Below are 17,618 nucleotides of genomic sequence, written 5' to 3' on the forward strand. Positions count from 1 at the left end.
AGTCCTTCCCAAAAGTATAACACGATTTGCCATATTTTTCTGCTTAGCAAGTGAATGTCGCATGAGAAAACTCTTTCTCTCCAAAGGATTTTAGGCTAGGATAAACAGAGTGTCATAAAAAAGGAGTGAAGGCTGTGCCAATTGGTATTATCATTAATTCATTTTCGATTATTTTAGGCGGCATCTTAGGCGGGTTTCTTGGTCACCTGCTGTCGGAAGATTTCAAAAAGCAGATCACCTTGATCTTTGGGGTTTGCTCAATGGCGATGGGGATTCCCAGCATCAGTCAGATGGCGAATATGCCTGCGGTGATTTTGGCAATTATTTTAGGAACCTCTTTAGGACTGATTTTCCACTTCAATGAAAAAATTAATTTTGCAGCAACCTTGATGCAGCGACCTATTGCGAAGTTTCCTCAGCAAGAACTGACGCTTTCCCATGAAGAGTTCATGAGTACTTTAGTCACGATCATCGTTCTTTTTTGTGCCAGCGGAACGGGAATTTTCGGCAGGTTAACCGAGGGCATGACAGGCGACCATACGATTCTGATCGCAAAGTCGATCTTAGATTTTTTCACCGCTGCCATCTTTGCCTGCAATATTGGTTATGTCGTGGCGGTCATTGCGATACCGCAGTTCATTGTTTTCTTCTGTCTATTCTTGATCGCTGCAGTCATTTTCCCTTTGACTACTCCTTCGATGATTTTAGACTTTAAAGCCTGTGGCGGTTTTTTAATGCTGGCGACAGGGTTTCGAATGATCAAAGTCAAAATGTTTCCTACTGCTGACATGATCCCAGCAATGCTTTTAGTCATGCCGGTCAGTTGGATCTGGACCACTTGGATCGTACCGTTATTAGGCTAAAAAAAAACGCTGAATTACTCAGCGTTTTTTTCTTTGGCAACATATTTAAAATTCGGGTTAATCTCACGATCTAATTGATCAAAAGCACCTTGCACTCGGCGTTCTACTTCGGCTAAACCAGCCTTATCCATCTTTTTGATGTCTGAAACATCGATTGGATCACCAAAACGAATAATTACCGGTGTCCGCTTAAACAATTGTGAAAATTTTATTGGCCCCTGATAAACAGAGGGTACGATTGGCTTCTTCGATAAACGAGAAATCAAAGCCATCCCGCCCTTTAATTCTGATGAGTGACGAGTTCCGCTTGGAAACATGATCAAACTTTTGTCAGATTCTTTTAACATTCTAACTGGACGTTTCACCACGCTTGGTCCCGGCTTGTCACGGTCAACAGGAAAGGCGTTCAAGTGGACCAAGATAAAACGCAGAATTGGATTTTTGAATAGTTCTGCTTTTGCCAAAAAACTAAATTGCTTTGGCGATGCTCCTAAAGCCATATAAACCGGATCCCACCAAGTTCGATGCGGAGCAACTAAGATATAATTTCCTTCAGGGATTTTCTCTTTATTTTGATATTGAGCATTGCCGTTGACGACAGCTAAGATCCCTCGAGCGATAACGCGAATAAATTTAAAAAACATTTTTTCTTCCTTTCAGTTAACTAACTAAACGTAGTATAATACAACGGTATGATTTTTTTAAGGGGGCAATCGAAATTGTTAAGAAAAGGCGAACGAATTGATCAACTTTACGCCGAAGACATCCAAATTATCCAAAGCTCCGAAGTTTTTTCTTTTTCCATTGATGCGGTTCTATTAGCAAATTTCGCTCGGGTTCCGAAACGCGGAAAAATCATTGATCTTTGTGCCGGCAATGGTGCTGTCGGCCTTTTTCTAAGCCGAAAAACTTCAGCCGCGATCGATCAAATTGAGTTGCAGCCTCGTTTAGCCGATATGGGTGAACGCAGCATCCTGTTAAATCATTTAGAACAGCAAATGACGATGCATGAGCTGGATTTAAAAAATACCTTCGATGTTTTCAGAGCTGATTCGGCCGATCTAGTCGTTTGCAATCCGCCTTATTTTAAAGAATTGCCTACTAGTATAAAAAATCCCAATCCTCACTTGGCCATCGCACGACATGAGATTCATGCAACACTCGAAGATGTTGTCAGTGTTTCGGCCAAATTATTAAAAATGAACGGCCGCTTTACCATGGTCCATCGACCTGATCGTTTCTTAGAGATCGTTGATTGCCTGCGTGCCAATCGGATCGCACCAAAACGTATCCAATTTGTTTATCCTAAACCAGGAAAAGAAGCCAACACGCTTTTGATCGAAGGAATCAAAGACGGCAAGAGTGAAGGGCTGCGCTTCCTTCCTCCATTATATACTTATGATCAATCTGGCAGCTACTCTGCCGACCTACAGGAGATGCTTTATGGCAACTGAGCAATTTTTTTACGTTTTATTATGCAAGGATCACTCTTTTTACGGCGGATATACAACTGACTTAGCTCGTCGTTTAACTGAACATAATGAAGGAACCGGAGCAAAATATACCCATCCGCAAAGCCGGCGTCCGGTTCAGATGATTCACGCCGAGAAGTTTTCTACTCGCAGTGAAGCGACTAAAGCCGAATCGGCATTTAAGAAATTACCGCGCAAACAAAAAGAACGCTACTTAGCAGAAAATCAAGCAAAAAACGTTTTGTGATCTCTCACAAAACGCTTTTTTATTGATTATTCGCCTTTTAATAGCTCTTTAGCGATTAAATGACAATAATGAATCGACCCTACATCATTAGGATGAACTTGGTCATCATAGAACCAATCCGTATGATCTTTACTGAAATTGTACCAGTCAATCAAATGAACATTCTTATACTCTTTTGATGCGGCTTCCAGCGTGGCGTTCACATCATTTTGCCAACGACGGGTCGGAACATGTGTATTGATAATAAAGATCTGATGCTTGTCACCCAGCACATTCATGATCTGAGCGAAGTCATCTTTATTGAAGGCACCATTCGTTCCTAGGCTCAACAGAATCGTATCATTCAACTCGCCCTTATCCTTCAACGCCTGAAGTAATGGCGGACTATCTTTCAACTGTCTGCCTACTTCTCCATCAACGACCATTTTAGGGAAAATTTCTGTCAGCCCTTTAGAACCCGCTAACAACACGGAATCCCCAAAAGCGGTAACTTTCAGATTTTTAGCCTTAGTTACTTCACGACGGCTAAGATCATATTTATCCGCTAAACTCGTCGGTACTTCACTGCTGCTGGTCGATCCTTCCGATTGAGCCGAATCGTTCGAAGCACTTGAAGCAGGTGTTTCTTCTGTTTTATTTGCAGCCTGCTTATTTTGTTCGATCTGCTTTTGCAAAGCTTGCTGATTCGCATCGACTTTGTTTGTCGGAGCAATGATCACACCAACAACGGCCACTAAAGTAATAACGCTCGATAAGATAAAACCGATCTTTCTGCGGCTCTTGATTGGTGCCCAGAAGGATTTCTTCAATGAAGCAAAGGTTTTACGATAATTGAACGAACGCAATGGTTTTTCCACGTAACGATAGGAAAGCTCTGTCACGAAAAGGATCAAGATCACTTCCATGATCGTATGAAGGAAGGTATGGTTCGCAACATTTACCTTGGCTTCATAAAAAATCATCACCGGAAATTGATATAAATAAATGCCGTAGCTGCGCTTGCCGATCCAAGTAAAGACTGGATTCGTCAACCACTTATTCCAACTAGCACCTGGATGGGCCGTAATAGCCACCAAGATGACACTTAAAAGCGTCACTAAAAACATTCCGCCATAATAAACAAAGGATAAATCATCTCGCAGGAACAAGAACGCGACTATCAATAGCAGCAGCGAGCCTAAGCCAATTCCGTTCAAGATCCGCTTGGCCTGCTTTGGAATCTGCGCTTTCAAACGTGTACTTGGCCAAATAAATGCTAAAGCACCACCTAGTAGAATGGAGAATAACCGAGTATCAGTACCGTAATAGACACGCGTCGGATCTTGTCCCGGCTTGAACAGCACCGCCATTAAAATCGCAGAGAAAAGCGCCGCACCCAGGATGCCCAAAAATACTTTGCCTTTATTTTTCACCAGCTTCATCAATAAAACAAAAACGATCGGCCACAGGATATAATTCTGTGTTTCTACTGCAAGTGACCAAATATGTGTAAATGGCGACTCACCAGAAAAGCGGTCGAAATAGGACATGCCGTGATTGATCTGCCACCAGTTATTAACGTAGAACAAACTGCTGATGACATTTCCTCGCAGATTATTCAGCAGATTTCGCTGAAACAATGTTATGTACGCCGAAGCTCCGACTAGCATGGTAACCAATGCTGGATACAAACGTTTCATCCGGCGATAATAAAACTGCTTAATATCGATTCGCCCCGTCTGTTTCCATTCCTGCAAAAGCAGATCCGTGATCAAATAACCAGAGACCACAAAAAAAACAGGAACTCCTAAATACCCGCCGCGCATTTGAGTGGGCATTAAATGATATAAAATTACGCCGATTACTGCTAAGGAACGAATTCCGTCAAAACCAGTAATATAGCGACTATGTTTTAGTCTTTTTCCCATATTTTTACTTTCCAACTTTACTATAGAATATCAAATTAACTATACGTATAAATCTGACAAACTGCAACATTTTCTCAATAAAAAAAGCATTTCCTAAATATTTTAGTTTTTATCTTTAGTTATTTTGATGAAAAAGCTCTTATTCAAAAAAAGTTGAGACATTCGTCCCAACTTTAATCCATGGATTCTTCATAAAACCGGCCCATGATCCGGACATTCTCAGAGATACTTACAAACGCAGCCGGATCATTTTCCCGCATGATTGATTCTAGCAGAGGCAGTTCAAAACGCGTGACAACCGTAAACAGCACGGTTTGTTTGTCGTGCTTATAGGCCCCTTCTGCTTCATTGATAATCGTGATCCCGCGACGCATTTGATCTTGGATTCCGGCAATTACTCGATCAGGACATTTGGTTACGATCATGACCTGCATCTTCCGTTGTTTAGTATAAAGCGCGTCAGTCAATTTTCCGCTCATGAAAATCGCCAAGGCAGAATAGAACATGTATTGCCAACTAAATAAAATTCCGGCCATCAGCATAATCATCACGTTGAAGATGATCGAGATGGAGCCGACTGAACTCCCAGTTCTTTTGCGGATGGTAATACTCAAAATATCCAAGCCGCCGGAAGATAAACCATTTTTCAAGGCAAAACCAATGCCGACACCCATGATCGCCCCGCCAAAGATCGCACAGATGATTGGATCTTTCGTTAACGTCGTCTGTGGAATTATGTGGATGAAAAACGACGTTAAGAAAACCGTGATAAAGGTAAAAATCGTAAACTTATGACCGATCTTGAACCATGCCAAGAAAAACAGCGGCACGTTGATCAAGAACAAGGTGATTGATACTGGTACGGTGAAGCCGACTACACGATGCGACAGTGTCGTTAAAATCTGTGCAAAACCGGTCGCCCCACTAGAATAGATGTGTCCTGGCTGGTAAAAAAAGTTCACGGCAATCGCCGCTAAAAATGCATAAACTACTGCGACAGATAATCGGGTGGCATAATCGTGGTGCGGCCACTCCTCTATCTTCTTTTTCATCATGTCCTGTCCGCCTCATTTCAAAATTTCACTCACATTATACGTATTTTCATGAAAAAAAGAAAGCACCTGCCACGCAGGCAGGTACTTCTCTTAGTATATTCTTAGAGTTGCTGAAAAGTTTGCGGATTTTTTTATTCTTCTACTTTAGTAACATCAATACTCAATTCATAAAGCTGCAATGGAGAAACGGTACTTGGCGCATCAGACATTGGATCTGCCGCTTTCCCGTTCTTAGGAAAGGCAATGACTTCACGAATATTATCTTCGCCGGCCAACAGCATTGCGAAACGATCCAACCCAAGAGCGATCCCGCCGATTGGAGGAAACCCATAATCCAAGGCTTCTAATAAGAAACCGAATTGTTCATTGGCGCTTTCACGAGTAAAGCCTAATGTTTCAAAGACTTGTTCTTGCAATTCACGCGTGTTGATACGTAGTGAACCGCCGCCTAATTCATACCCGTTCAAGACGATATCGTAGGCCTGGGCATAGACTTTTTCAGGATGATCCTTCAAGCTTGGAATATCTTTTTCCATCGGCATTGTGAATGGATGGTGAGCAGATACATAACGACCCAACTCTTGATCAAACTCAAATTGCGGCCAGTCAACGACCCATAGATAATCAAAGCGATCTTCATCGATCAAGCCAAGCTCTTTCCCAACTTTTGAACGAACCGCTCCTAAAGCAGTCACCGCTGTTAAGAATTGATCTGCCGCGAACATCAAAACATCGCCGGCTTCAGCATTCGTTGCTTTCTTCAATTCTTCACTGACGCCGCCCATAAATTTCGCGATCGGTCCAGTTAGTTCGCCGTTTTCGTCCACTTTGATCCAGGCCAAGCCCTTCGCACCAAATTGTCCAACGAATTGGCCTAAACGATCCAATTCTTTACGTGAATATTTATCAGCGGCCCCTTTAGCGTTCAATGCTTTGACTACGCCGCCGTTGTCTGACGCCATCCGGAATACTTTAAAATCAGTCGCAGAAGCAATCTCAGTAATATCGATCAATTCCATATCAAAACGTGTGTCTGGTTTGTCTGAACCATAACGTTCCATTGCTTCGTCCCATGTAATACGTGGGAATGGCAACGTTACTTCAACGCCGCGAACATCCTTCATTACTTGAGCAATCAGTTCTTCGGTATATTCTTGAATTTCTTCGGCCGTTAAAAAGCTGGTTTCAATATCGATTTGAGTAAATTCTGGTTGACGGTCGCCACGTAAATCTTCATCACGGAAACAGCGAACGATTTGATAATAGCGGTCAAAACCAGCAGTCATCAATAATTGTTTTAAAATTTGCGGTGATTGCGGCAATGCATAGAAATGTCCGGCATGGACACGTGAAGGCACCAAATAATCCCGCGCTCCTTCTGGTGTTGATTTTGCCAAGTAAGGTGTTTCAATATCTAAGAAATCATTGTTGTCTAAGTAACGACGAACGGATTGCGTTAAACGATGACGCATCATCAGGTTCTGAGTCATTTTTGGACGACGCAAATCCATATAGCGATACTTCAAACGTACTTCATCGCTGATGTTTTGTTCATCTTCAATTGAGAAAGGCGGTGTTTTAGCACTATTCAAAATAGTGATGTCTTCCCCTTTAACTTCGAACTCACCTGTCGCCATTTTATTATTCACGGCACCTGAGTCGCGGCGAATCACTGTCCCTGTGATTTCAACAACATATTCACTACGGCATTGATCGGCAATCTCCCAAGCTGTTTTTGATTCTTCTGGATTGAAGACTACTTGAACGACACCTTCACGATCACGCAGGTCGATAAAAATCAATCCGCCTAAATCACGGCGTTTTTGCACCCACCCTTTTAATGTTACCTTTTGATCCAAATACTCATCGGACACTCGTCCGCAATAGAAAGTACGTCTAGCCATTTTTTCATTCCTCCATTTATTTAAGTAATCTACCGTGTTATCAGTAAGATTTATTTCGTTTAGTCAAGCTTCGGCATAGTCATTTCATCATAGATTGCCGCAAAATCTTCATACACGTCGGTTAGTGGGAAAGCTTTTTCTTCCCGCGTTGCAGAATCCTTCACGTTGATCACGCCTTTAGCCAATTCATCTTCTCCCAAAGTAAGGACTAATTTCGCGCCTTCCTTGTCAGCCGTTTTGAACTGTGCTTTGGCTTTTCGGCCCATAAAGTCACGGTCAGCGGAAAAACCAAACCCGCGAATCGCTTGAACGACCTTCAATGCTTCCAGATTCGTCGCATCGCCAAGACCAACTACATAAGCATCCAAACTTGCCGCATTTGGAATCATTACGTCCTCTTGTTCTAGAGTTAATAAAATCCGTTCGATCCCCATCGCAAATCCGATTCCTGGTGTTTCCGGCCCGCCAAGTTCTTCGACCAAACCATCATAACGTCCGCCGCCGCAAATAGTTGTTTGAGCACCCATTCCCGGAGCATCGCTCATGATTTCAAAGATCGTGTGATTGTAATAATCCAATCCGCGTACCATCCGGTGATCGATTTCATAAGAGATATCTAGGTATTCTAACGTCTTAGTAACACCTTCGAAGTATTCTTTAGCATAATCACTCAAATAGTCCAAAATGCTTGGTGCGTCAGCAACGATTGGCTGATCTTTGCGGTCTTTACTATCTAATACACGTAAAGGATTTTCATGTAAACGACGCCGTGAGTCTTCGCTTAATTCTTCCTCATGAGCCTCAAGATACGTAATCAGCGCTTGGCGATAATTTGCCCGCGTTTCCTTGTCTCCTAAAGTATTAATGACCAAACGCAATTGACTGATTCCTAATTGTTTAAAGAAATCCATCGCCATCGCCATAACTTCTACATCAAGACTTGGGTTTTCGCTGCCAAAGGCCTCCACACCGATTTGGTGGAATTGACGCAAACGGCCTTTTTGCGGACGTTCATAACGAAACATCGGTCCGGTATAGTAAACCTTGTAAGGCTTCTTGAATTCTGGTCCAAACAATTTATTTTCAACATAGGCGCGGACAATTGGCGCAGTGCCTTCAGGTCGAAGCGTCACGTGGCGCTCGCCTTTGTCGTAAAAGTCGTACATTTCTTTTGAGACGATGTCCGTAGTATCACCCACGCTGCGGGCAATTACCTCGTAGTGTTCAAAAATCGGTGTGCGGATCTCTTGATATTGGTAGTCATTGAATACTAGGCGTGCTGTTTCTTCAACAAACTGCCATTTTTCGCTTTCTCCCGGTAAAATATCATTGGTCCCTTTTGGTCGCTGATAACTCATGGTTAATCTCCTTCATATTGATGTATTTAATTTGTCTATTTTTCGAACTTGCTAAAACAGGAAGTAAAGTGACCGCTAGCTCAGATTTAATGAAATCATTTTTCTAAAAAAACGGAAAAATAATTCTATCTTCGTACGCATACGATTCTGCTAAACAGCTTGTTCACTATATTGTTACAAACTTAAAAATACCCTTCAAACTCAACAAACTGCTAAAAGCAGAACTCGCAAAAAGCCCTTGTTCAAATTGAACAAGGGCGAAAGTCGTCGCGGTACCACCTATTTTTTTAAAGAGTTATCCTCTTTTTCTCTAGCAATTAACGCTTGCGTAACGGAGCGGCTTTGCACGCACTCATCTCCAGACTGTCTTTCAATTACTTTTCACGAAATTGCTTTCAGCCAAGGCAATTTTTTCTGTACGTTTTTTCGTAATTTACTGGTTCCTTCATAGATATTTCATTGATGTTTTTATCTCTTCCTAAGCTACTAAAAATAAGCTCGAAAGTCAAGTGATTTCCCGATTATCCATGAAGAATAAAAAAGAGTGGTCGCTTTTTTTCACACTTTATTTTAAACTTGAAAAAGAATGACTATTTCTTTAAATGAAAAGAAAAAACAAGGAGCGAATGTTTTATGACAGATGTACGAATTGGAAAGTCACAAGTCTATGCTAGCGCTTTAGGATTAGGAACAAACGCAGTTGGTGGGCACAACCTTTACCCGAACTTGACCGATGACATTGGAAAAGAGGTTGTTCGTACCGCCATCAATAACGGCATCACTTTATTGGATACGGCTTTTTCTTACGGTCGCGGCCGTTCAGAAGAATTGATCGGTGAAGTCCTGCAAGAGCCTGAATTTGACCGCTCTCGTGTGATAGTCGCGACCAAAGCCGCCCATGATATGCAGCAGGATGGCAAATTCAACAACTCGCCAGAATTTCTGCGTGATGCGGTTGAGGCAGCCTTGCAAAGACTTCAAACAGATTATCTTGATATTTTTTACATCCATTTTCCTGATGAAGCGACACCAAAAAATGAAGCAGTCGCTGCTTTACATCAGTTGAAGGAGGAAGGAAAAATCCGAGCAATCGGTGTCTCGAACTTCTCACTGGAACAACTGAAGGAAGCCAACCAAGACGGCTACGTCGATATCGTTGAAGAGCGCTTCAGCCTGATCCACCGCGAGCATGAAAAAGAACTGTTTCCATATCTAAAAGCAAACAATATCAGTTTTGTCCCCTACTATCCATTGGATTCCGGCTTGTTGACCGGAAAATATAGTGAAGAAACTCAATTTGAGGACAGTGATCTTCGCAGTAAAAATCCTGACTTCAAGGGTGAACGCTTTGCTGAGATCATCCAAAAGGTCGATCAATTAAAACCGATCGCAAATAAGTATGACGCCTCAGTTACCCAATTAGTATTGGCTTGGTATATGAAGCGTCCGCAAATCGATGTGGTCATTCCTGGCGCGAAACGTCCGGATCAAGTCGAAGCAAATGCGAAAGCAGTTGATATTCATTTATCAACCGAAGACTTTGATACGATCGACCAACTATTTAAATAGAAGAAAACAGACTATGACGACTTGCTGTCATGGTCTGTTTTTTTCTTATAAACTAGAATAGTCGCTTTTTTTTAGACTTTAAACTACACTTGAAAAATAATCGCCGAGTTGATTCTAACCCGGCAAATAAAAGGAGTGAATGTTTTATGACAGATGTACGAATCGGAAAATCACGGGTTTACGCTAGTGATCTAGGGTTAGGAACAAACGCTGTCGGCGGGCACAACCTTTTCCCAAACTTGAATGATGAAACCGGAAAAGACGTGATCCGTACAGCCATCAAAAATGGGATCACTTTATTAGACACAGCCTTTGCCTATGGGTATGGCCGTTCAGAAGAATTGATCGGCGAGGTGCTGCAAGAACCTGAGTTTGATCGTTCACGGATCATTATTGCGACGAAAGCTGCACACGACCCAGAGAACAATTATAAATTTAATAACTCTCCAGAGTTTTTGCGCCACTCTGTTGAAGCAGCTCTGCAGAGACTTCAAACCGATTATATCGATATTTTTTATATTCATTTTCCAGATGAAACAACACCAAAAAATGAGGCGGTCGCTGAGCTGCATCGATTGAAAGAAGAAGGAAAAATCCGTGCAATCGGCGTCTCGAACTTTTCATTGGAACAACTAAAAGAAGCCAATCAGGACGGCTATGTCGATATCGTTGAAGAACGTTACAGTTTGATCCATCGCGAACACGAACAAGATCTCTTTCCTTATTTCAAAGACCATGGGATCAGCTTTGTTCCTTACTTTCCTTTAGCTTCCGGCTTGCTTACTGGCAAATATAGCAAAGAGGATCAATTTGACGACTCCGATCCGCGAAGCAAACGGCCAGATTTCAATGGCGAACGCTTCACTGAGATCATCGGCAAAGTCGATCAATTAAAACCCATCGCTAATAGTTACGATGCGACTGTGGCTCAATTGGTACTGGCTTGGTACATGAAGCATCCACAAATTGATGTAGTCATTCCTGGCGCTAAACAGCCCAAACAAGTCGAAACCAATGCAAAAGCTGTTGATATTCGATTATCCGCGGAAGACTTTAACAAGATTGATCAACTATTTAAATAGAAGAAAAGAGCATGACATCATTCGTCATGCTCTTTATTTACGACATTTTTTTCTTTACCATCTAAGAAAGCCGCGAAATTATCGACCGCGATCCCCATCAAACGTTCGCGTGTTTCTAACGGACGCCACGCAATATGAGGTGTGATAATACAATTTTTAGCATTCAATAGCGGACTGTTCTCTGCCATCGGTTCTTTGGAAATAACGTCGACTCCTGCCGCGAAAATCTTTCCGGCATTTAAAGCATCTGCAACCGCCGCTTCATCGATCAACCCACCCCGAGCAGTGTTCAATAGAATGACGCCGTCTTTCATTTTGGCAATTGACTCCTGATTGATCATCGCTTGAGTTTCCGCCGTTTGCGGAACATGCAGGCTGATGATATCGGATTGTTGATACAGTTCATTGATTGAAACCTGTTGAGCCCATTCGGCTTGCGGTGCTTTTGGCCGATGGTTCCAGTAAATGACCTTCATGTTAAAAGCATGGGCGATCATCGCCGTTGCCTGAGCAATTTCGCCATAACCGACTAAGCCGATCGTCTTGCCTTGCAACTCCATCAGCGGCGTCTTTTGATACGTAAAATCAATACTTCGCTGCCACTCCCCTTGTTGAACGGAATCATTATGCACCCCAACTTGGTTAGCGATCTCCAATAAAAGGGCGAAAGTAAATTGCGCCACTGCATCAGTTCCATAGGCTGGGATATTCGTTACCGGAATTTTCCGCTTTCTGGCTGCTTCAAGATCGACTACATTGTAGCCAGTGGCGATCACTCCGATGTATTTCAGCTGCGGAACCGCCGCCAAAACCTCTTCATCAATCGGCGTCTTATTCGTAAGGATCGCCTCGGCCTCACCAATGCGTTCGATTATTTCCTCTTTATCCGTAAAAGAAGTCCGGTCATAAACAGTCACTTCACCGAATGCTTCAAAACCTTGCCAGCTTAAATCTCCTGGATTCAGCGCATAGCCATCTAGTACAACGATTTTCATAATTAGCCTCCTTGGTAAATCATTCCATTAAACAATAGCATTGCTGCTTATTCGCTGTAAAGGAGATTCCCTCATTTGGTTAGGCCCACCATGACCAAAAAAAGTGATTAAAAGACAGGTCGCTCCATCTATTAATCACTTATCGAATATTTTATTCAGTATAGAAATCCGGTGATAATTGATAACCTTCTCCCCAAACCGTTTTGATTGCCTCTTCCGTCAAATTCATTTTTTCAATTTTCTTTCTCAATTTTTTTACGATTGATGATAGATGAGACAAGTGTGAGTTTGTGACTCCGGTGCCCCAAATTTTATCGCAAAGAGCCTCTCTCGTGATCACTTCGCCATTCGAATAATACAATTCATTAAATACTTTTTCCTCCAGTTTAGAAAGGTTTAGTTGATCCATCTGTTCTGGAATCTTGATCTTTTGACCAAAACTAGAATCAATTCCTGCCTTTCTAAAGCCTGCTTGTTCGGAACGAAGAAATTTTGAACTCATTAGTTTTTCTCGTAAGGAGTCCATGGTCAGATTAATCGTAGTTACTTCTTTGACCGTCAACAATTCCTCAGAATCTGAGACTTCGCCGACTTTACGAAAAAGCAGATTTTTTTTATTTTCAAAACGCGGCAATAAAAAATTGATCTCTGCATTTGAAACCGTCTCACTAAAAATAATAATTTGAAAATGATTCATCAGTTCAGGATAGGTTTGATTTTGAATCAAGTATTCAAACAAACTTGACGAACAGAATACTTCATAATTCAAATACTGCAGCCTTTCTTGTAATTCTCCATCGGATAAGATATTGCGAGTTAATATTAATACGTGTCCCATATGGGAATCACCTTCTTTAAATTAATTAAATAGCTATAGTTATATTTCGAGTATGTAAAGCTCATTTTTGATAAAAATAATTGAGGTACTTAAAAAGCACCTCAATATTCAATTACAACGTAAAACTGCTAATTTGATTTTGGATATCCAAGTAGACAAAGATTGCACAGGCAAATGAAGCGACTGTCACTAACAGCAGTGTCCAGTCGAGAATTAGAAAATTCTCTTTCAACCCTCGTTCTTTCTTCAATTCTTTGTCTTTTATATAGCACGTTACAAAAGCAATCAAAGACAAAACTCCGATAGCTCCGAGTATAAATACCCAATACATTGGTTTCATCATTTGCACATCCTAATTCATAATTATTTACTACAACGTATCATCTAATGTCCAAGTAAGCTTGCCATTGAAGGTATAGCCCGCCTGATCATTCACATTGCTTGGTACATTCAGTTTTACCTTATCAAATGGAATCTGATAATCCCAAATACCTGCGCCATCAGCTTTCGGTGCCTCTGATAAGGTTACAGAAGAACCGCCCGCTGTCAGGTCAATTGCTTGCTGCCAAGTAGGAGCGCCTGCTGCACCGTGAGTGATTGTTTGAGGTGTCTCAACGCCGCCCGCACCGATCGTAATTTTCGCTAAGGAAATATCACTGGTTGATAATTTAGGTGAAGCAGAAGCATTTTTCAAAACATTTCCCTTAGAATTTGTTAAGTCACTTAACTGACCAACAACTTTCCAATCCACACGATTTGTCGCTTGCATAGTGTCCGTTACTCTGACTTTGAACCCATCTGTTTGCTCAGTTGCCGTATGGCTCTTTGTATCCAGTCCATAGTTTTGGGCTTTCTTGCTAGCTTCATTTTTCTTACCAAAATCAAACCGTTCAGGTGCAGAAAGGTTCAATTCTTCAGGGATACTAGCCTTAATGGTTACTTTTTTTGTATCTCCGACTAGCTTAAAGTTTTTCCCTTGAACATTAAAATACAAGTTAGCTGTTTCGCCTGGTGTCGCAGTATCATTGACTTTTGTTACGACCGTTATATTGGCAACTTTGCTATCATTTATCAGATTGTGTAAAGCATCGACTTGTGACCATATTCCTGATGGTGTAGCTACATATGTGCCATCAACTTCAACACGAGCACCTTTTACATATTCGCTTGCTTTGGAATCAAATGATTCCACATATGGGTCCAATAGCGCGTGTGGTGAATACTGCAAATGATGTTTGAAATCTGGTTTCATCAAATATTTTGCATCTTTACTCTTAACCTTAGCGCGCCAATAGATTATTCCGCCTTGAGCAATTTCAGTGATTTCATTCCCACTAATATCAGTAGGAACTAACTCAACTTTAGCTTCAGTAGCAATGTCATAATCCGCATCGAAGAAAATTTTTCCGTAAAAATTTAGATTACTTAATGCGCTATTTCCTGTATAAGTAAAATTGGAACTCGGACTACGACCCTCCAAGTCATAGTTTGGATCATCTACATCCAAAATATTTGTTCCTGGTTTTACAGTTGGCGTTGTAGTACTCCACCCAGAATGTCTATCAAAAGATAAACCAATTCCGCAATCACTCTTTAAGACGTCAACTTCAAAACCGACCGGAGATGTTTTTTTCGTTACTTTCCCACCCTGCTCGGGAACGCTAATTAGCTGACTAGGCAATTCTATTTTAGTTAATGTCGTGAATTTCTCTAAAGGAGTGATATCACTAATGTGGTTGTTACTAGCATAAATCTTCGTTAATCGCGGATAGGCAGCCTGTGTAAAGGTAGAAAAGGCCTTATCTTGCAACTCATTATAACCAATCCGTAAATCGGCTATACATTCTGGAATATGTTTCATTTCACTATCTTTGATTTTATTAGTTTCCATAGAAATCAATTTAATAATAGTAAAGTTTTTCAAGCCATCCAGATCTACTAAAAGAGTCGTATCATTCTGATAAGTTGCAAAGTTCCACGCATGGAGCCCCTGTTCATTCATGTATAACTCCGTTAACGAATCTTTTGCACCTTCCAAGCCAATATCTTTAAAATTGACAAAATGATTGTTATTAAAATTGGCAAATTCTAAACTGGAACATCCTGATAAATCACCTTTTATGTCAGAAAGACGATTATTTAACGCAATTAATTTAATTAGTTTAGAGGCGGTTTTTAAGCTACCCAAATCTTCTAAACGATTGTCAGAACAATAAAAAGTGACCAAACTTGTAACGTTGAGCTGTGAAATATCGTCTAGTATACCTCTTATTACTACTTCATTTATACCTGCTGATGAAGCTGGCTTGAATTGTCTCGCTCCCGCACACTGCGAAGCGACATCTAACTCTTCTAAAGTACTCGTGTTTTCAAGTCCAGAAAGATTTGTCAGCAGATTATGTGCGGCCAATAGTTTAACCAATTTATTGGTCGTTACTAAAGGTTGCAGTGTTTCAATCAAGTTGTAAGATATATTTAACGTTTTGATTGATGTTTTACCGGCCAACGGCGTTAGATCTACAATCGCCTGTCTTGATATATCGACAGTCTCTAAAGCAGTACACGTACTTAAGGCATCAATGGCCCCTGATCCCCTTAGTCCTCGTTGGTGATATGTTGGTGTATGAACTGCTGGATCAAAATACTTTTCGCTAACCCCACCTGGTTCTTCATAATACGTATCACGACCGTTAAAATTCGTTGAACCTGTCGCTTTTAATGTTTTTAATTGTGTGTAGTTCTCCAAACCATCTAACGTATGAAGTCCGGGATGTCCCGTCAATTCTAGCGTTTCTAAAGAACCGGCACAGTTCAACCCTTCTAATGACTGAAGTCCATAACCTACATAAGAGGGTTCTGGATTTCCTACTTTCGTCGCTGATCTTTGTTCATCATACTTATTGAAATAGATTTCTCTTAACTTCGTTGATTTTTCAAGTCCTTTAAAATTTTGGAGATCTCTATTTTGAGCATATCCGGAGTTTTGTGAACCACTAACATTCACTACTTCTAATTCTTTACATCCAGAGAGTCCTTCTAAAGAATTTAAATTGTTCTCAACAGCAGAAAAAACTTTTAATGTCGGATGATTTTCTAGCTCGTCTATATCTCTTAGAGCACCAGGTGAAAACTTTAGTTTTTCCAATTTATTAAGTTTACTAAAACCTGTCGGCAAGGAACTGAATGTATCATCAGTTTTACCAAAGAGATCCAGTTCTTTAAGATTGGTAGCATACTGTATCCCCTCTAAATTACCGATCGGGTCTCTTTCAAATGATGTTGAGCTTCTAGAAAGAGTTGTCAACATCTCCATTTGTGCTTCAGTAATAGATGTACCATCAGCAATACCTAGGTTAGGACCCCAAGACTTATTCAAGGTTTCTCTAATCACTTGATACAATACTGGATCAGGAATAGTAACCGGATCATTTGCGGCTTTAGGTTTAATCGCTTTTTCTTTTTTTGTCTCTTTTTCTTCACTTGTTTCTGTGGTAGATTCATCGGTTACTTCGGCACTGCTTGAAGTGGCTTCTTCCTTTGCTGCTTCAGATGAGGAGATGACCGTTTTCTCGGATGAATCTGCTGTTTCCAGTGCCAGTGCAACTTCCCCGCTCGTTGTAGTTGAAGAATTGGTTTCTTCAGTGACTGCATTTGCCAACTGAACACCCTCGCCCAACGCTAATAAAACGATCACTGAAAAACTGAATATTTTTGTTAAAGGTTTATTCAACGGGGCGCACCTTCTTCCTGTCTCTATAGAGGCGTTAAGAGTTTCCGTTGCAGCCAAATGATGATCAAAACTAAAGCAATATAGATCAGAAGGATCAGTATATTAAACTTGAAAATGAAACTTTGCAATACCTGAACAAATGGAACTTGGTAAATGACATACCAAACAGAACCCCTTTGCTCGCCGATTTTCGTCTGTTCAAAGGACTCTAAAAATTTTGCATTATCATTAACGACCCCTTTGATTGTTGCATCATCGGCTAAATCAATCGTTGAATATAGCCGCTCGCCTGATTCAGCTCGAACAATGATTTCAATCGCTGTATCCTCAACTAACTTATCTAGATCCGCTTTCCAATGCTCTGTCTGCAAAGACTGATTTATCTCCTGTTGAATATCCTCGATGTATTTATTTTCCGCATCGCGATACAAATTACGAAATACATACACACTCTGTACAATGATGCAGGCAAAGACAAGATATATAATAATCGACACAATTAAAAGACGTTTGTTGAATAGATTTTTGGGCTTCATTCAATTTGTTGAGAGTGTAAAATATTTTGTGTAAATGAGAAAGTCCATTCTATTATTTAAGT

15 protein-coding genes are annotated in these 17,618 nt (G+C 41.0%); 5 read left to right on the plus strand and 10 right to left on the minus strand.

Translation table 11 applies throughout. From position 1 onward, the window contains the following. The first annotated feature begins 134 nt into the window (after nt 1-134). Entirely contained in the window at nt 135-863 is a 729-nt protein-coding gene (locus PGP85_RS20275; RefSeq protein WP_270329059.1) for a DUF554 domain-containing protein, read from the plus strand. A 14-nt stretch (nt 864-877) separates the two neighbouring features. On the opposite strand, the gene PGP85_RS20280 is transcribed toward PGP85_RS20275, so the two are convergent. Continuing rightward, complete coding sequence (locus PGP85_RS20280) at nt 878-1,507, minus strand: lysophospholipid acyltransferase family protein (protein ID WP_270329060.1); 630 nt, start codon at nt 1,505-1,507, stop codon at nt 878-880. A 75-nt stretch (nt 1,508-1,582) separates the two neighbouring features. Here PGP85_RS20280 and PGP85_RS20285 point away from each other — a divergent pair, with 75 nt between their 5' ends. Both PGP85_RS20285 and PGP85_RS20290 read left to right on the plus strand, forming a co-directional pair. Then, nucleotides 1,583-2,317 (plus strand): tRNA1(Val) (adenine(37)-N6)-methyltransferase, encoded by a 735-nt coding sequence (locus PGP85_RS20285; RefSeq protein WP_010739861.1) that lies wholly within the window; start codon nt 1,583-1,585, stop codon nt 2,315-2,317. Next, nucleotides 2,307-2,582 carry a GIY-YIG nuclease family protein gene (locus tag PGP85_RS20290; RefSeq protein ID WP_010739862.1) on the plus strand — a complete coding sequence of 92 codons (276 nt, stop codon included), beginning with the start codon at nt 2,307-2,309 and terminating at the stop codon, nt 2,580-2,582. The genes PGP85_RS20285 and PGP85_RS20290 overlap by 11 nt, the downstream gene beginning before the upstream one ends. Before the next feature lie 26 nt (nt 2,583-2,608). On the opposite strand, the gene PGP85_RS20295 is transcribed toward PGP85_RS20290, so the two are convergent. From PGP85_RS20295 to hisS, 4 genes are all read right to left on the minus strand, one after another. Beyond that, complete coding sequence (locus tag PGP85_RS20295) at nt 2,609-4,489, minus strand: acyltransferase family protein (RefSeq protein WP_010739863.1); 1,881 nt, start codon at nt 4,487-4,489, stop codon at nt 2,609-2,611. A 173-nt stretch (nt 4,490-4,662) separates the two neighbouring features. Then, nucleotides 4,663-5,541 (minus strand): YitT family protein, encoded by an 879-nt coding sequence (locus PGP85_RS20300; protein ID WP_034708657.1) that lies wholly within the window; start codon nt 5,539-5,541, stop codon nt 4,663-4,665. Between the two features lie 134 nt (nt 5,542-5,675). Further along, nucleotides 5,676-7,448, minus strand: coding sequence for an aspartate--tRNA ligase (aspS, locus tag PGP85_RS20305; protein ID WP_270329061.1), 1,773 nt, complete (start codon nt 7,446-7,448; stop codon nt 5,676-5,678). 59 nt (nt 7,449-7,507) lie between these two features. Continuing rightward, a complete protein-coding gene (gene hisS / locus PGP85_RS20310) occupies nt 7,508-8,806 on the minus strand; it encodes a histidine--tRNA ligase (protein ID WP_010739866.1) in 1,299 nt (432 codons plus the stop codon). 633 nt (nt 8,807-9,439) lie between these two features. Between hisS and PGP85_RS20315 the strand changes: the two genes are divergently transcribed. Both PGP85_RS20315 and PGP85_RS20320 read left to right on the plus strand, forming a co-directional pair. Next, the gene (locus tag PGP85_RS20315; RefSeq protein WP_270329062.1) at nt 9,440-10,375 is read left to right on the plus strand and encodes an aldo/keto reductase; all 936 of its coding nucleotides are present in this window, start codon (nt 9,440-9,442) and stop codon (nt 10,373-10,375) included. A 146-nt stretch (nt 10,376-10,521) separates the two neighbouring features. Further along, nucleotides 10,522-11,457, plus strand: a complete 936-nt coding sequence (locus tag PGP85_RS20320; protein ID WP_251866346.1) for an aldo/keto reductase — start codon at nt 10,522-10,524, stop codon at nt 11,455-11,457. A 17-nt stretch (nt 11,458-11,474) separates the two neighbouring features. On the opposite strand, the gene PGP85_RS20325 is transcribed toward PGP85_RS20320, so the two are convergent. From PGP85_RS20325 to PGP85_RS20345, 5 genes are all read right to left on the minus strand, one after another. Then, complete coding sequence (locus tag PGP85_RS20325; protein ID WP_270329063.1) at nt 11,475-12,452, minus strand: D-2-hydroxyacid dehydrogenase; 978 nt, start codon at nt 12,450-12,452, stop codon at nt 11,475-11,477. A 151-nt stretch (nt 12,453-12,603) separates the two neighbouring features. Next, nucleotides 12,604-13,290, minus strand: coding sequence for a winged helix-turn-helix domain-containing protein (locus tag PGP85_RS20330; RefSeq protein ID WP_270329064.1), 687 nt, complete (start codon nt 13,288-13,290; stop codon nt 12,604-12,606). Nucleotides 13,291-13,402: 112 nt separating this feature from the next. Beyond that, nucleotides 13,403-13,633, minus strand: coding sequence for a hypothetical protein (locus PGP85_RS20335; protein ID WP_143068166.1), 231 nt, complete (start codon nt 13,631-13,633; stop codon nt 13,403-13,405). A 27-nt stretch (nt 13,634-13,660) separates the two neighbouring features. Continuing rightward, nucleotides 13,661-17,020, minus strand: a complete 3,360-nt coding sequence (locus PGP85_RS20340) for a WxL domain-containing protein (RefSeq protein WP_270329065.1) — start codon at nt 17,018-17,020, stop codon at nt 13,661-13,663. Nucleotides 17,021-17,043: 23 nt separating this feature from the next. Beyond that, nucleotides 17,044-17,517 carry a hypothetical protein gene (locus PGP85_RS20345; protein ID WP_270329066.1) on the minus strand — a complete coding sequence of 158 codons (474 nt, stop codon included), beginning with the start codon at nt 17,515-17,517 and terminating at the stop codon, nt 17,044-17,046. Nucleotides 17,518-17,618: the final 101 nt, after the last annotated feature.

The sequence above is a fragment of the Enterococcus malodoratus genome (assembly GCF_027659535.1).
GTDB lineage: Bacteria > Bacillota > Bacilli > Lactobacillales > Enterococcaceae > Enterococcus_A > Enterococcus_A malodoratus.

Excerpts from the sequence above, each read along its gene's own strand:
- PGP85_RS20280 (WP_270329060.1), bottom strand. The coding sequence starts at position 1,507 with ATGTTTTTTAAATTTATTCGCGTTATCGCTCGAGGGATCTTAGCTGTC.
- PGP85_RS20290 (WP_010739862.1), top strand. The coding sequence starts at position 2,307 with ATGGCAACTGAGCAATTTTTTTACGTTTTATTATGCAAGGATCACTCT.
- PGP85_RS20295 (WP_010739863.1), bottom strand. The coding sequence starts at position 4,489 with ATGGGAAAAAGACTAAAACATAGTCGCTATATTACTGGTTTTGACGGA.
- PGP85_RS20300 (WP_034708657.1), bottom strand. The coding sequence starts at position 5,541 with ATGAAAAAGAAGATAGAGGAGTGGCCGCACCACGATTATGCCACCCGA.
- aspS (WP_270329061.1), bottom strand. The coding sequence starts at position 7,448 with ATGGCTAGACGTACTTTCTATTGCGGACGAGTGTCCGATGAGTATTTG.
- hisS (WP_010739866.1), bottom strand. The coding sequence starts at position 8,806 with ATGAGTTATCAGCGACCAAAAGGGACCAATGATATTTTACCGGGAGAA.
- PGP85_RS20315 (WP_270329062.1), top strand. The coding sequence starts at position 9,440 with ATGACAGATGTACGAATTGGAAAGTCACAAGTCTATGCTAGCGCTTTA.
- PGP85_RS20320 (WP_251866346.1), top strand. The coding sequence starts at position 10,522 with ATGACAGATGTACGAATCGGAAAATCACGGGTTTACGCTAGTGATCTA.
- PGP85_RS20325 (WP_270329063.1), bottom strand. The coding sequence starts at position 12,452 with ATGAAAATCGTTGTACTAGATGGCTATGCGCTGAATCCAGGAGATTTA.
- PGP85_RS20330 (WP_270329064.1), bottom strand. The coding sequence starts at position 13,290 with ATGGGACACGTATTAATATTAACTCGCAATATCTTATCCGATGGAGAA.
- PGP85_RS20335 (WP_143068166.1), bottom strand. The coding sequence starts at position 13,633 with ATGATGAAACCAATGTATTGGGTATTTATACTCGGAGCTATCGGAGTT.